This window comes from Pseudalkalibacillus sp. Hm43, from assembly GCF_054170705.1.
Window position 1 is genome coordinate 2,015,647 of record NZ_CM135129.1, and the last position, 13,701, is coordinate 2,029,347.

The 13,701-nt window shown below is 46.0% G+C and carries 12 protein-coding genes; 5 read left to right on the forward strand and 7 right to left on the reverse strand.

All coding sequences use genetic code 11. The annotated features are described in order from the left end of the window. Nucleotides 1-70 precede the first annotated feature (70 nt). Nucleotides 71-1,279, reverse strand: coding sequence for a S8 family peptidase (locus tag ACXQIQ_RS10740; RefSeq protein ID WP_439302170.1), 1,209 nt, complete (start codon nt 1,277-1,279; stop codon nt 71-73). A 463-nt stretch (nt 1,280-1,742) separates the two neighbouring features. Here ACXQIQ_RS10740 and ACXQIQ_RS10745 point away from each other — a divergent pair, with 463 nt between their 5' ends. Continuing rightward, on the forward strand, nt 1,743-3,275 hold the full coding sequence (locus tag ACXQIQ_RS10745) for a flavin monoamine oxidase family protein (RefSeq protein WP_439302171.1): 1,533 nt from the start codon (nt 1,743-1,745) through the stop codon (nt 3,273-3,275). A 135-nt stretch (nt 3,276-3,410) separates the two neighbouring features. Then, nucleotides 3,411-4,334, forward strand: coding sequence for a zinc-dependent metalloprotease (locus tag ACXQIQ_RS10750; RefSeq protein WP_439302172.1), 924 nt, complete (start codon nt 3,411-3,413; stop codon nt 4,332-4,334). Between the two features lie 229 nt (nt 4,335-4,563). Here the strand turns inward: ACXQIQ_RS10750 and ACXQIQ_RS10755 are convergent, their stop codons facing one another. Both ACXQIQ_RS10755 and ACXQIQ_RS10760 read right to left on the reverse strand, forming a co-directional pair. Then, the gene (locus ACXQIQ_RS10755) at nt 4,564-5,118 is read right to left on the reverse strand and encodes a hypothetical protein (protein WP_439302173.1); all 555 of its coding nucleotides are present in this window, start codon (nt 5,116-5,118) and stop codon (nt 4,564-4,566) included. A gap of 94 nt (nt 5,119-5,212) precedes the next feature. Continuing rightward, the gene (locus tag ACXQIQ_RS10760; RefSeq protein WP_439302174.1) at nt 5,213-6,016 is read right to left on the reverse strand and encodes a peptidoglycan-binding protein; all 804 of its coding nucleotides are present in this window, start codon (nt 6,014-6,016) and stop codon (nt 5,213-5,215) included. Between the two features lie 223 nt (nt 6,017-6,239). Between ACXQIQ_RS10760 and ACXQIQ_RS10765 the strand changes: the two genes are divergently transcribed. From ACXQIQ_RS10765 to ACXQIQ_RS10775, 3 genes are all read left to right on the forward strand, one after another. Beyond that, the gene (locus ACXQIQ_RS10765) at nt 6,240-7,511 is read left to right on the forward strand and encodes an ATP-grasp domain-containing protein (protein WP_439302175.1); all 1,272 of its coding nucleotides are present in this window, start codon (nt 6,240-6,242) and stop codon (nt 7,509-7,511) included. 37 nt (nt 7,512-7,548) lie between these two features. Then, a complete protein-coding gene (locus tag ACXQIQ_RS10770) occupies nt 7,549-9,528 on the forward strand; it encodes a hypothetical protein (protein ID WP_439302176.1) in 1,980 nt (659 codons plus the stop codon). A 134-nt stretch (nt 9,529-9,662) separates the two neighbouring features. Next, nucleotides 9,663-9,851 (forward strand): hypothetical protein, encoded by a 189-nt coding sequence (locus ACXQIQ_RS10775; RefSeq protein ID WP_439302177.1) that lies wholly within the window; start codon nt 9,663-9,665, stop codon nt 9,849-9,851. Between the two features lie 275 nt (nt 9,852-10,126). Here ACXQIQ_RS10775 and ACXQIQ_RS10780 read toward each other — a convergent pair whose 3' ends face one another. The 4 genes from ACXQIQ_RS10780 to ACXQIQ_RS10795 all read right to left on the reverse strand — a co-directional run bounded on the left by ACXQIQ_RS10780 (nt 10,127) and on the right by ACXQIQ_RS10795 (nt 13,693). Then, nucleotides 10,127-10,762, reverse strand: a complete 636-nt coding sequence (locus tag ACXQIQ_RS10780; protein ID WP_439302178.1) for a YczE/YyaS/YitT family protein — start codon at nt 10,760-10,762, stop codon at nt 10,127-10,129. 365 nt (nt 10,763-11,127) lie between these two features. After that, nucleotides 11,128-11,898, reverse strand: coding sequence for a DUF1385 domain-containing protein (locus ACXQIQ_RS10785; protein WP_439302179.1), 771 nt, complete (start codon nt 11,896-11,898; stop codon nt 11,128-11,130). A gap of 98 nt (nt 11,899-11,996) precedes the next feature. After that, nucleotides 11,997-12,518 carry a dihydrofolate reductase family protein gene (locus ACXQIQ_RS10790; RefSeq protein ID WP_439302180.1) on the reverse strand — a complete coding sequence of 174 codons (522 nt, stop codon included), beginning with the start codon at nt 12,516-12,518 and terminating at the stop codon, nt 11,997-11,999. A 74-nt stretch (nt 12,519-12,592) separates the two neighbouring features. Next, a complete protein-coding gene (locus tag ACXQIQ_RS10795) occupies nt 12,593-13,693 on the reverse strand; it encodes a threonine aldolase family protein (RefSeq protein WP_439302181.1) in 1,101 nt (366 codons plus the stop codon). Between the last annotated feature and the right edge of the window lie 8 nt (nt 13,694-13,701).

The following is a 13,701-nucleotide window of genomic DNA, read 5'->3' on the forward strand; positions in this document are numbered from 1 at the left end:
CAAAAAAGTGGCTGAAAGTACAGGAAGTTCCTGCACCCAGCCACTTTTACAAATTGAAAAGGTTGTTAGATTAGTAGTTTACTGCATCGTAAGAGTTGATGCGTCCGTGCTTGAAGTACGTACCAGTGCCGCTTGTCGCGTCTGCAGTGTTTTCGATTGCAGCACGGATCTGTGAAGCACTACGGCCTTGTGCAGCTAGCAATCCTGCTAGTCCTGCAACGTGAGGAGATGCCATTGACGTACCAGACATGTACACATAACGGTTGCTTGGATATGTAGAAGCGATATCCACACCCGGTGCTGCAACGTCTACCCATGAAGCTCCCCAGTTAGAGAAAGATGCAAGTTGATCGTTGCTATCGACAGCAGCAACAGCAATTGCATTCGTGTAAGATGCTGGTTCGAACGTCGTGCTTACGCCATCGTTACCAGCAGCCGCTACGACTACAACGCCTTTGTTCCATGCATAATCAACTGCATTCTTCAAGGTTGTCGTGTTACAGTCACAGCCGAGTGATAGGTTGATGACTTCTGCTCCTGCATCAGCCGCATACTCAATACCATCAGCAATGTCCGCTAGCGAACCACTACCTTGAGCATTCAATACACGAACCGCAAGAATATATGTGTTCGGAGCCATACCTGCGATACCACGAGCGTTGTTCGTTTCAGCAGCAGCTGTACCAGCTACGTGCGTTCCATGACCATTCAAGTCCATCGGATACCAGTCATTATCAACAAAGTCATATCCTCGGATTGTTTTACCATCCAAGTCAGGGTGGTTATAATCGACTCCTGAATCCAGGATCGCGATCTCTTGGTTACTGCTTCCCTTTGTAATATCCCAAGCTAAGTTCGTATCAGTCGTCTTCAACCCGTATTGATATCCACTATAGTAGGTATCATTTGGTGTCCAAGTGGATTGGAACGTATAGTTCGGCTCCGCATACTCGACATTCGGGTTCTTGGAGAGCGCTTTGACAGCAGCTTCCACATTTCCGACTTTCAATACTTTGAACTTCGATTTGACAGCATCATCATCTGCCATTTCTTTTGCTCCTAATGATTTCAGAGCGTTGGATTTGAGTGAGTTGCCAACTCCATCTTTGAATTTGACGATGACTTCACCTTTTACATAGTTCTCTTTGACATCAGAGACATCGAGTGTTGAGACTTTTTTTGGTGCTTCCAGCTGATCGGTGGTTGCAGCCTCACCTACCATTGGAAAAAGTGCCATAGACGCAGCGAGTGACAGTGTAGCTAGTTTTTTGAACTTCATACTATACCTATTCCTCCCTCAAAAAGATTACTTAACCAATTCAGCCATTTTGAGGGAATTCCTGCGTATTGGGTATTGGGAAACTAAAAGTAAAACACGGGGTCAAAAGTCTGATTCGACAAGCCTGTTTTCCCAACCTTGAAAACGTATCTTTCACGTGCTGGATAACTTATACTGGAGGGTTAGGGTTTTGTCTGAATATTCAATTTTTTATTGTGTTATTTCTATAAAATTCTACATGAGGATTGATCTTGTAAGAGTTCGTGACACGAGGTTGTGACAGAAACCGTCAGGAGAGCGACTATAGTCCTCTTTCCAATTTCGACACGGTACCAGGTACAGACAAAGGTTTTTTAGTGTAAAAAATCTCTACAACCTACTATTGGAAACCTCCCCCATCTGGCATATCCTCCTATTCTTTCTAATACTTTGGTTATAGTGAACAAATATGAGGAGGGGTGACATGAGAAGGTATCCTTATGCTCGTAACCCTAAAGGTCCTTACAGACGGCGTGGGGTTCCAATCCGCCCGTTGAAGTATCCGGAAGATATGCTTGCCATCATCCAGGATGGACTTCCTAAAACCGACAACCCACAGGAAGTGATCATCATTGGGGCTGGAATGGCAGGTTTGGTTTCAGGATACTTGCTGAAAATGGCCGGACATGACGTGACCATTTTAGAAGGGAACGATCGGGTCGGTGGACGAGTTTATACATTGCGAGAACCTTTCACTCCAGAAAATTACTTGGACATGGGTGCGATGCGGATCCCTGTCAACCACTACCTCGTCAATGAGTACGTCAACAAATTCAACATCCCTTACAATGAGTTCATCAACGCGACCGAGAATGATGTGATCTATGCCAATGGGGTCAGAACGACACGCAAAGAATATAACCGAAATCCGGATGTGTTGAAGTTTCCGGTCGAACCCGAAGAAAAAGGAAAAACAGCTTCTGAATTGTTGATGAGTGCTGTCCAACCTTTTCTTACCCTCTATAACAACAGCAGCCCTGAACAGAAGAAAATTCTCATGAAGAACTTTGATCGGTATTCGATTGAGAATTATTTGAGGTTCAATCCGATTGGCCCTTCTCTTTCTCCTGAAGCCATCCGTATGGTCAAAGTTTTACTCGGAATAGAAGGCTTTGCCGAACTTTCCTTTACGAACATCCTCTTCGATGTCGTCAATACCGTTTTTAACGAAGAGCTACAGTTTTATGAAATGACCGGCGGAAATGATCAACTCCCCTTGGCTTTCTTTGAAGAATTAAAGCCAAACATCAAATTCAATGAAAAAGTCAATAAAATCACCTCGAAACCTGATGAGGTCATCGTTCAGGCTAAAAATACAATCACCGGACAAAAGACGGATTACACGGGTGATGCGCTAATCGTTGCCATCCCGTTCTCGGTCTTTCAATTTATTGAAGTGGAACCATTTGAAACCTTCTCTTTTGAAAAATGGAAAGCGATCCGCGAGTTGCCTTATGTGGCTGCTGTCAAAATCGGTATTGAATTCAAACGTAAATTCTGGGAAGAGGAAGGATTGGGCGGTGCGAATGTGCTCACGGACTTTCCGAACCGTTTTACGTATACACCGAGTCCAGGAGTCGAAAAACAAACCGGCGTCGTCCTTGCCAGTTACAGCTGGGGGGATAATGCGAAGCTTTGGAACGCCCTGTCCGAGGAGGAGCGAATCCAGCAAGCACTCGAAGATTTGGCGAAGATCCATGGCGATCAGATCTATGAAGATTTCCTGAACGGTGCTTCCTTCAGCTGGAGTCAGAACCCGTTCTCGGCTGGATGCTTCACGCTTTTCAAACCGAATCAGGCTGCGACATTTCCTGAATACATCCGACGTCCGGAAGGCCGGATTCATTTTGCGGGAGAACACGCATCCGACTTCCAAGGCTGGATCGAGGGCGCTGTCCAATCCGGTGTGAGAGCGGCACATGAGGTGAATGCACGTTCCAGATTTTCTCCTATATAAAGCATTCTTTAAGAAAAAGAGGTCTTTCCTCATAGACATAATTCGGGATAAATCGACCCTTAGACCCCCGAGAACTAGGTGACAAGTGTGCTAGATTAGTAGACGCACGAATCAAAAACCTAGGGGGTAAAAGGAATGAAAGGTAAAAAATTTGCAGCATTGACTCTCGCACTATCTCTCACTCTAGCACCAGGATTCACCAGTGCAGAAGGTCATCACGACCATCAAGATCACCATGAACCAACAATGGTAGACTCTCAAGGAAATGAAGTGAGCATCGGTACTCTACCGAAGGCGAAAACAAAAGGGAAAGAAAACTTCGACCAACCAGCTGAAGTTGAAGAAACGACAGTTGCAGAAGTTTTAGATGAAAATAAGAACAAAATCGGTGAAAAGAAATTCGAAAAGAACAGCGATAAAGTGAACAAAAAAGAAAAGAAAAATAAGAAAGAGAAACACAACTCTGAAGGCGAACTCTGCATCCTCTTCTGCGGTGGCGGCGGTGACCCTGGAGACGGTGACGGAGATACTGACCCAGGCGCAGCTCGTGTCGTAACGGTATTCGTTGCAGTTGATGAAGAATATCGCGCAGCGCACAGCGACTGGCAAACACGCACACAAAACATCGTTGAAAATGCAGACAACGGCTTCCAACGGGACCACAACATCGATTTCCAAGTGAAAGCATTCGGTCAATGGTCTTCTCAAGGACGCAACGCTTCTGAGATTTTACAAGACTTAGACCGTGATTGGAACGGTACAGGACATGATTTCCTAGTCGGATTCACTCGTGACTCCAACTTCAACGCAGGTGGAATCGCGTACGTATACAATTCTTCCCCTTACGGAAGCGCAGTATCGGTCAACCTTGATCAAGGTACAACGAACACTTGGCACGCAGCACAACACGAATTCTCTCACAACTACGGTCTTGGACACGATCCTCAAGGTAGCGGCATCAAGTGCATCATGAACTATGACTACTCTTACAGCGTCGACTACTGGGATCAAGACCACGACAATGAAATCCAAGCCCACAAAGCCTGGTACGGAAACTAAGTTCTATATTTGGAAAAAAGAGCGACCTTTTGCGGGTCGCTCTTCCTTATTGTGTTTTGTTTGAGGGATCTAGGTAGATCTTACTGTTTTCAAAGACTGGTGCTGATTTTTCTAAAATGCACCGGTTTTTTTCTAAGACTGAGTGCTATTTTTCTAAAACACGTTACTGTTTTTCTAAGATAAAGTGGTTTTTTTCTAAAACAAGGAGCGCATCCACTATTGAATCGCTCTAAAATAGATCTTCCAGCTCCAATTCTTCGTCATTCTGATCAAACAGTTTCATTTCGTACACATCGTTCCCTGTTTTCGCCGCTTTTTCTTCCATACTAGGCTCTTTTTCATACCAAACGAAGAAATTTTCCCCGGCTACATCAATCTCGAAGACTTCATCATAAAAGGTGAACTCGATATGATCGAGTTTTCCACTCAAATTTTCACCAAATAAGACCGTGTACATCCCTTTATTGGTTTCAACCGATTGATGGGCAACTGTCGTGTTTTCCACGAATGTTCCATAGTACTCGTACCTGTTCAACAGCGGAGTTTTTTGGAACATGGAGAGCTGGATGCGGGACTTCCCTTCAATCGTCCGGATGAACACAAGGTAACGATCGGTTCCTTCTATATGTACAGTTTCAATATGCTCCCCTTGCTCAGCTACCCCACCTGGTCCATTCAATTCTTCTGCAAATGTCTCTATGTCCGTAATCGGATATAAACCATTATAAATGTATACAATCGTCGAAACGACAATCGCAATAAAGATTACCTTTTTATTTTTCATGAACCCTCCCCCTCTATTTCCATTATATAGAAGGAGGATTAAATAAGTAATAGAAACTCCCACAACCTCATAACAGCTGTGGGAGTCCCATCTATTATTCTACGATTGTCACTTTGACGCTTTTGCGTCCCCATTGCATCGCTTTGTCATGGTTCGCAATGAATACATCGATTTCTTTTCCATTCACACCGCCACCGATGTCAGCAGCGATTGCACGTCCATAGCCTTCAACATCAACGATTGATCCCAATGGAATGACGCTCGGATCCACCGCAATCACTTTTGCGTCCGAATATTTTTTCAGATTGATGCCCATTTTCGTCGTACCTGAACAGCCTTCACAATTCGCTGTATATGCTGTACTTTCTACTGTAAAAGATTGACCTGCTTCGACGGAACGTTTAGAAGCTTTGCTGTCCAACGCGCTTCTCGTGTTAGGACCAGCGATTCCATCCGCCTTCAATCCTTGAGAACGCTGGAAGCTTTTAATCGCGTCCACTGTTCCATTTCCATAGATTCCATCTACACTTGAGCCGTAGTGCCCTACTCGTTTCAATTGGCTCTGAATATGTATGACTTGCTTTCCGATGTCACCATAACGCAATACTTGAATCGCATGGTTCGTGTTCGGACCTGCAACTCCGTCTTGCTTCAAGTTACGGGAAGCTTGGAAATCCTTCACCGCTTCTTCTGTTATCGGACCATAATATCCTGTTGACGTATGGTAAGGGAATACACCCTTTGTCATCAAGTAATCTTGTAATTCCACAACATCTTGACCACGATCGCCTTCACTCAATGTACGATCGCCCAGTGCTGCTGATGCGAAGGATGGTGTAGCGATCAGCACAACAGTTGCGACAAATACCATCATCAACGCTTTCATTTTATGATTCATCTTTATTCCTCCCCTAAGTATGACTCTTTGGAAAGGTTTCGGGAGGAAGTGACGTTATTCGTGGATAACGTTTGAAATCACAACGTTTTAACCACTATTCGACCATATAATGGTTTTTGTACTAGGACTCGCACTAGTTCTCATTTGAATTTTCTGAAAAATGCTGTGATAATAGAAACGATGAGTAGTTTTTTCCTTAAACTACTAAAATTGTAAAGGAGAGATGACAGTGGAATTGGAACAAATGGATCTTCCAGGTACAATGCGAGAAGATGGACAAGACGAAACAAAACCTTATTTGACGGCCTTGATCGGTTGGAGTTTACCGGCAATCGAAGCATGCACCAAATTGGAGAAGCCTTTTGTTGTCGTTGGACCGCCTGATTTCGAGCATTTTGCCGAAAAGAATGACATCCGTTTCATCGGGTGGGATTTCGACCGACTGAACGAGGGATCGGACAAGCTTTTCAAACAGTTGAAAGCACTTGGGGCTGAAGTAGCTGTTCCTCTCTATGAAGAATGTGTCGAATGGGCAGGAGCGCTTAACTCCCGCTTCCGAAACGAGCCCCGCGTATTCAACCGCTCTCTTTTACTACGTGACAAAGGGATGATGAAGCGAAAGGCACAGATCGCAGGCATCAAAGTCGGTGTGTTTGAAGAAGCGCATACGAAGGACGACGTCAGACGCTTCCTGAAGCGCGTGAACGAAGCGCTCTTGAAAGTCGAAGGCGACAAGAACGACCCGATTCATGTAAAACCGCTTGATAAAGCTGGATCCGTCGGTCACCGTGCGATCGATGACCCTGAAGAAATCGATGCTTTGAGCGAAAATGATTTCCCGCTATTAATGGAAAGCCATCTAGATGGACAGGAATTTTCATGTGAAGTGTTCGTCCATAAAGGTGAAATCCAATTCTTGAATATTACGGAATACGTCAAACTTGGCTATTCCAATTTTGTACCCGCCTCTCCATCCTTAGAGGAGAAACGACCACAAATCCGTCAAGCGATTGAACAATTGATCAATGCGTTCGAAATCGAATACGGTGTCATCCACCCAGAATATTTCATCACCTCAGACGGTACACTCCACTTCGGTGAAGTCGCAGCCCGCGTTCCAGGCGGACATATCTTCGACTTGATCGAACGTGCACACGGCTTCAACGCTTACCAGGCCCAAATCCTTTGCAGTGATCCAAACACGACCCAAGAAGAATTACGCGACTTTTTCCCAGGAGAAAATGAAGCAGAAGGCTTTGCAGGCTGCTTGATGGTGCACCCTCACCGCCCATACATCCAAGGACTCGACGTACCGGACGAACTTGAAGACCACCCGTACTTTGAAAAACACGACATGTTCACACCTGACCAAGGGAAGGTATCCGAGCGCATCGGCTTCGGAAACCATTATGGAACGATCTTCTTCTATGGAGAGGATAGCGAAAATATGCGCGAACTACTCCAGAAATATGAAAAGTACGATTTCTACGTCTAATCTTAAGCGGATTTTTAAATGATAAAGGAGTTGGATTATGACTTCAGAATTGACGGAGAAAAAAGTAGAACGTTTCACAGAAGCCCTGAATGAATTAGAGAAAGCTGCTACATTCGCAAAATCGATGTATCAAACCGACGTCTATCAGGAAGCCGGACGGATGATGGAAAGTTTGGATGGGATGAAGTCCCTCTTCAATTACGCGAACCGGTTTGATGAAGCCGGCGTGTTCAGCGGCGGTCCATGGGAGGATGCGTCGAAACTACAGCCACCTCTCGTCAGTGGTTCGTTAAAAACGAAAGGGCTCGCTTCCATCATTGAAGTGATGAGCGACATGCGGATGCTAGCGATCGCAAAAGGCAACGCCGATCACCCGTCCGTCACGAAGGAATCTGCGGAGGAATTTTTGAATGAAGTGATGGCGTTGAACCTGGACTTGCTGTTCCCGAACGGATCGGAAGAAGCACGGATTGAACAGAAGGAAAACGCAGAGCAGTATGACCGCGCTCAACGATTTTTCGAATTCCTGTTCACCCAGCTTTCGTCGGCATCGTTGTCGAAAACGCTGCTCGTTGAGATCAACCAGCTGACCGCACAACGACCGATTATGGTAAAACGAATCAAATCGATGATCCGCACGGCGAAAAAATTGCTTGAGTCGGAAGGTCCGGAAAACCAACCGGAAGATCTGCAAGACTATATCGAGGCTGTCGAAGGACCAACCCAATATAGTAAAAAGTTCCCGAATGTAAATACCTATCGTAGTGAGCTGAAAAACGTCATGATTGATGAGCTCGTCGAGGAAGCGCGCGCGTTTGCCAAGTCGATGCAGAATACGGGAATCGTGGCACCTCAGCACGCGATTTTATTGCGCCGATTGAATAAAAACAAGCCTGAATTGCTCTCTGAAGCTTTGATGCTGACAGACAAAGGAAAAGCGAATTTAGAGGAGCATATTGAACTTGTAAGTCAGTTGATTAAGGTCGCAATTTATCCGGCGACCGCTCAAACAATTTACGGGTTATCGAAGATGCTTGACCGAGGGGTCTTGTCGTCTACGCCTGTCGCACCAGGCTTGCGTCGCTTGGTGGAAATCGATATCCGGCCTGAAGTGCGCAAGGAGCTTTTCAACGCGTATGAATACCGAAGTGGATTGACGGCGAACTCGATTCTCGTCGCTGGTGTCATCAGTGTACTCGGTCAACCGCTCGGTGTCGGGCAAGGTTTGAATCCGACGTGTCAGTCGGCACGCGGTATCAGTCTTTGGGCACAGCACGCACCGGGATACTTGCTTGAGTTGATCCCTCGTGCGGCCCGTGACGGTGACATTGATTTGACGTTCGAGGGTACTGCCATTCACTCGAAGGATCTAAAAGGCGGACTTGCGCCGGAACTCCATAAAGAGCTCGATCCTGTATCGCTCGTGTTGGTTCCTCATCTCGATCGCATCTACAACGAGATGATGACGCGTGTCGCTCTACGAGGTGAAGATGGACACAAATGGGTGAACCCTGAGTTCTATGGCAACTGGGTTCAACGAGGATTCAGTACGGTCATTGAGCCGATTACTGGAACCATCACAGATTTCCAAGGATATGTACGGTTGTTCTATGCAACCCATCACCCGGATTACAACGATGATTATGAATTGATTTATCCGAATCCGGTCGGGATCTTCATTACGAATGTGCACGGAAAGCTGCTCGGTTTCCATGCGGTGTCGATCCTTCGGATTGCCCGAGTGGAGTCCGGCGATTACCGGATCTATTTTTACAATCCAAACAATGACGGATCGCAAAACTGGGGACAAGGCATCGAGCCTACTGTGAACGGAAACGGTGAGCTGGAAGGTGAATCCTCTCTCCCATTCCATGAATTCGTATCCCGCTTATATGCGTTCCATTACAACCCTTACGAGCAAGGGGATGCATTCGCGGTTGAGGATGACATCGTCGACCGTATCGAATCTCTGGCAAAAGGAAGCTGGGGAGAAGAGTATACATGGGTCACACTGTAAAATAATGAAGGACTGTCCATCTGAGTGGACAGTCCTGTTTTTCTTATTACGCGCCGCCAATGCCGTTATTGAATTCTACAAACCCTACATCACGGCAGTCGAAGGTTAAGATGTTATTTGTTGGAACGGTGTAATTGCTTCCTGTCACACAACACGTCTTCGGATTGAAGCATAAGAAGATGATTGTTCGCGCCGTACCATTAATGGTAACCGTAACCCTTGTCCCAGGTGTCAGCCTTTTGAACGTATCACAAGCGCAACCTGTACACTTTCTGCAACTGTTGGTACTAGAAGGGAGAAGAGAATTAGTAGAGTTATTTTGAGAACATGAGCACGAATAAGACTGAGAACATGAAGAGCAACCCATATTCGTATTCCCTCCTTTCTATAAGGGAATATTATATTCTATTAAACTCTCTTACAAAATGCTTAGACCCTCTACTAGATTTCCAAAATAAATTACTAGATTTGGTAAGAAAGAGCTACGGTGCCAGGTACGACAACTCTCCCCTTGTGTCCCACCGGTTGGACGGAGGTGCCAGGCACCATCTTATATCGGAACTGCCGCAAGGGAAGTGAGATGGTGCCTGGCACTTCATTAACTCGCCTTCTCCGTCGTTCGTGCTGGACCTGATAAGATGTGCACCCATTTCGTTGTCAGGTGATAAGCAAATTGGAAGATTGGACTTTGGATAAACGTGTAGATGAACGTAAAAATGAAGACGGGTCCTCCAAGCAACCAACCAATCACGAGTACGATACTTTCCGTTCCGATGCGCACTCTGCTGATGGATGTACCGAGTTTATCCGAGATCGACAGCATGAAACCGTCTCGAGGTCCTGCTCCAATTCGAGCTGCCGAGTACATGCCACCACCGATTCCCATCAAAACGACACCTAGCATCAACACCGCGATATCAGAGAATAGACCTGAAGATGCCGGTGTCCACTCGAGAAAAAGGAACAGATCCACTAGCGAACCGACCGCCAATGCGTTCAGAAACGTTCCAATATTGATGTAGCTTTTATCTAAAAAGAAGGAAACGACCACGAGGAGTAGCCCGACTAGCACGGCCCAAGTCCCGATCGTTAACCCGAACTTTTCATAGAGCGCGATGTTGAGAACGTCCCATGGATGTATGCCTAAGTGTTGTACTTTAATCGCCACCGCAATCCCGTAACTGAACACGATCAAGCCGATCACGAAGAATGGAATTTGCACGCGAAGCTTCATACGCTGCCCTTCTTTCGGTGTGAAATCATTTCATTCTATCTTATAAGAAGCTGGCGGAAAGTTCCATGAAAAAGTCAGTCGAAATCGGTCTATCCTGCTCCAAAATGGAATGGTAGCTGATTTCAGAAGGATAGACGCTCTATCCTGCTCCAAATCCGGGATGACTGCCGATTTCGGGAAGGATATAGAGCCTATCCTGCCCCAAAATGACTTGATCACTGATTTCGGGAAGGATAACATCCAAAGCTGTACGAAAAAGACGATACTTCGCAAAGTATCGTCTTCTGTCTTACTTACTTTTTCACCTTATCTAAATTAGCGCTAAAAAACCCCTTCAACACTGTGTCTATATAGTTGATTTTATCTCAGTTCAAAACAACCCGCTCATACGATGCGAGCGCCACTTCAACGTGTTCTTCTTCAGGCTGAGACGTGAACAGCACATATTGCGCAGCGAAACCGATTTTGTAGATGGGCTTCAGGAGTTTGTTTACTTTTTTATTACGTAAAATGAACACTTCATACCCAAGCATGAAGGCGAGGACCGTTGCTGCCAAGCTGTTCATCATCAAAGCGAGCACCGAGTAGAACATGAAGATGAACACGACCAGGTTCGTCCCGCACTTCGCGTGAATCCTGGAATACTTCATCACATTTTCCACTGAAAGGTCCTTCGATTGGGCATACGCATTGTCCACCATATGCTCCGCCCCATGGTACTTACCTAAGGCAGTCGTTTTGACGAGCAAAGCAAATAACAGCATGAAGCCACCGAACGTGACGATATGGTGCGTCTTCTCAGGAAAAATCGCCAACACATCGCCAAAAACGGCGTCCATGTTCATACTACTGGCACCTTCCAGTTTGCCCCCCGTCATCTTCGCTAAAAGCAACACCAACATAGCAGTCACGTACATTTTCCAGTTCATGATTGCAGCCTTCACGATCATCCAAGCGCCACGGATGAACGGAATCTTTTCCAGCTTTTCTTTGAACTTCAGCAAGCGATTCGGTACGATCTTTTCTTCTTTCACAACGATTTCACCGTTCCGATTCCGTTTCGCTCGGACTTTCTTGTCGTTTCCGAAGTACAACACCGAATTCATGCCAGCCATTCCACCGTGTATGCGACCCATTCAACCCCTCCTTTGCATCAACGTTTCCATAAGCATAACTCTAGTTTAACACAATTTTCTGACTTCTTTTACTAAAAAAGACTCCAAATCGGAGTCTTTTATTTGAGCTCGTAATGCATTTCCGCAAACTGCTTGTATTGACGCACGTCCTTCAAGTGCAGGCGGGTATCATAATCCCCTGCTTTGAACAAAGGAAGACCATGACCAATAAGCGCTGGTGCAATCTGTACGGTGAATTCGTCGATCAATTTCGCTTCAAGAAGCGGTTGCATCACCTCACCGCCACCAACGACCCAAATGTTTTTACCCTCTTTCTCTTTCAATGCTTTCGTGAATTCCACAATGTCCTCGTTGATGAAAGTGACGTTTTCGTTCGACCCGCTCAGCGTTCGTGAAAAAACGTAACAATCTTCCTCCTTGTACGGGAACTCATCTGGTACATATTCACTGATCTGCTCATACGTTTTCCGACCCATGATGACCGTCCCGATCGTCTTAAAGAAATCCTCGTAACCGACTTCCTCTTCACCTTCCGTTCCAAACAACCAGTCCAGCGAATGATTTTCCCGTGCCAGGTACCCATCCAACGTAATCGCACCGTAAAATACTAGCTTCCTCATGTGGAACCCTCCCGTTTTTTCAGACTCTTCTACTAGTTTATACTAATCTACTATTTTGAAAAAGAGCGGACCCTTTAGGATCCACTCTTGGTTGAAAGCCGTTCATTCAGTAGGTTGAAAGTGTACTCAAGCTTGTCTTTTGGGACTTCGTGATAACTGTCTCCTACGCTGATTTCGAAATAACAAGACGTCTCGCTCGTCGGCCTTGTGTAGCTCGTCAGCCCGACACCGGTTGTTTCATAGATTTCTGAAAGGAGTTCCTCAAGCTTGTCCTGCGGCATGTCGATATGCACGTGGAACATGTTGGAGACCGGCTGTTCAGGTCTCGTCGAAACTGCGTCACACTGGTTGAACAGCGCCGCGAGCTCTTTCGCCTCTCCATAGTACTGCCCCATTTTACCAACGCGCTCATCAAAGTAATGGTCCGCCGACAGAATGTAAGGATACAAGCTGATCAGATCACCGCCGTGGCGTCTTTTCCAAACCTTTGACCCGCTGATAAAATCTCGACCGCCTGCGAGGATCGCTCCCGCTACACCACCGATCCCTTTGTAAAAGGAAACATATACGCTATCGAACAGCGCGCATACTTCCTCCGCTGTTTTTCCATAGTAAGGGAGAATTTCTAGCAATCTAGCCCCGTCAAGGTGAAGCTTGATGCCTTTTTCACGACAGTATTCCGAAATGGCCACCAGCGTTTCGTACTCTGGCAATTGCCCGCCGATTTCGCGTTGCGGCAGCTCTAATAGCAAGCAGGCGATTTCCTCGTCCAGTGCGATGACATCTTCCAGTGTAATGACCCTTGTTTTATCCGCCAACAAGATCGGTTCAATATGGTGGAGCTCTTTCAAGCCATCCTCTTCATGAATCTCGAGGTGACATAATGGATGGTACGCGACTTTCTTCACGTCTTTCTGATCGCACCAGATACGGAGCGCAATTTGCTGCGCCATCGTCCCGCTCGGAAAAAACACCGCATCTTCCTTGCCAAGATAAGTCGCCATCTTTTCCTGAAAGTCCTCAATGATTTTCCCTTTTCCATACATGTCGCTCGCTTGCTCGCCATCCACTTCTGCCAGTGCATCCTTCAACACTTGAATGTTCCGCTCACCATGACCACTGATTCGATCGTTCGTCTGCTTGAATGCATGTACCATTCGATTTTTCTCAGCCATTCGACATA

Bases quoted from the DNA above. Each gene is read 5' to 3' on its own strand.
- ACXQIQ_RS10740 (WP_439302170.1), bottom strand. From the start codon at position 1,279: ATGAAGTTCAAAAAACTAGCTACACTGTCACTCGCTGCGTCTATGGCA.
- ACXQIQ_RS10745 (WP_439302171.1), top strand. From the start codon at position 1,743: ATGAGAAGGTATCCTTATGCTCGTAACCCTAAAGGTCCTTACAGACGG.
- ACXQIQ_RS10750 (WP_439302172.1), top strand. From the start codon at position 3,411: ATGAAAGGTAAAAAATTTGCAGCATTGACTCTCGCACTATCTCTCACT.
- ACXQIQ_RS10755 (WP_439302173.1), bottom strand. From the start codon at position 5,118: ATGAAAAATAAAAAGGTAATCTTTATTGCGATTGTCGTTTCGACGATT.
- ACXQIQ_RS10760 (WP_439302174.1), bottom strand. From the start codon at position 6,016: ATGAATCATAAAATGAAAGCGTTGATGATGGTATTTGTCGCAACTGTT.
- ACXQIQ_RS10765 (WP_439302175.1), top strand. From the start codon at position 6,240: ATGACAGTGGAATTGGAACAAATGGATCTTCCAGGTACAATGCGAGAA.
- ACXQIQ_RS10770 (WP_439302176.1), top strand. From the start codon at position 7,549: ATGACTTCAGAATTGACGGAGAAAAAAGTAGAACGTTTCACAGAAGCC.
- ACXQIQ_RS10780 (WP_439302178.1), bottom strand. From the start codon at position 10,762: ATGAAGCTTCGCGTGCAAATTCCATTCTTCGTGATCGGCTTGATCGTG.
- ACXQIQ_RS10785 (WP_439302179.1), bottom strand. From the start codon at position 11,898: ATGGGTCGCATACACGGTGGAATGGCTGGCATGAATTCGGTGTTGTAC.
- ACXQIQ_RS10790 (WP_439302180.1), bottom strand. From the start codon at position 12,518: ATGAGGAAGCTAGTATTTTACGGTGCGATTACGTTGGATGGGTACCTG.
- ACXQIQ_RS10795 (WP_439302181.1), bottom strand. From the start codon at position 13,693: ATGGCTGAGAAAAATCGAATGGTACATGCATTCAAGCAGACGAACGAT.